We start from the raw sequence: 742 nt of genomic DNA on the forward strand, positions 1-742 counted from the left end.
TATCGCAGCTTGTCACGTCCTTCGTCGGCTCTCAGTGCCTAGGCATCCGCCCTGTGCTCTTTATAGCTTAACCTTTAAGATTTGAAAGCGGTTCGGATTAAGCGGCAGACCTGCGTTGAATGTTTACATTCAAAAGCTGTTCTGCTGGTTAATTCGGAATCATTTGCGAAGCAAAGGATATGAGTAAAAGCAAAGCTTTTACGAATAACCGCTTCATGATTTTCCGTCTTCCAATCCCATATCAGATATATAGCGTTATACCTGACGGCTTTTTTGATTTTCATCATTTCGGTTTGTTTCTTGGTTTGGCATATCTTATCGTATATGCCGCACCTCGGATGTCTAAACATTATTAATGTTTATTAGATATTTTAATATGCAGTTTTCAGGGAACAGTGTCCGCTTTTCGCAGACCCTCGGCTGTTTTTTGACAGCCTGTAGATATTAACACAGTGTCAACTCTTTGTCAACAGCTTTTTTATTAATATCTGATGGAGATAAAGGGATTCGAACCCTTGACCCCCTGCTTGCAAGGCAGGTGCTCTCCCAACTGAGCTATACCCCCAGGGCATGTGTATTTTGTTTTAATGGGGTCAAGAGGACTCGAACCTCCGACCTCACGCTTATCAGGCGTGCGCTCTAACCAGCTGAGCTATGACCCCTTAAATCTGGCAGCCACCTGCTTTCCCATACCGTCTCCAGTATAGTATCATCGGCCGCTTAAGGCTTAACCTTCGTGTTC

2 tRNA genes are annotated in these 742 nt (G+C 44.1%); both read right to left on the reverse strand.

The features are described from left to right. Positions 1-492: 492 nt before the first annotated feature. Positions 493-565: transfer RNA gene (locus WMO38_RS15110), tRNA-Ala, on the reverse strand. Between the two features lie 23 nt (positions 566-588). Further along, positions 589-662, reverse strand: a tRNA-Ile gene (locus WMO38_RS15115). Between the last annotated feature and the right edge of the window lie 80 nt (positions 663-742).

The sequence above is a fragment of the Lachnospira hominis (ex Hitch et al. 2025) genome, assembly GCF_040096395.1.
Classification (GTDB): domain Bacteria; phylum Bacillota; class Clostridia; order Lachnospirales; family Lachnospiraceae; genus Lachnospira; species Lachnospira hominis.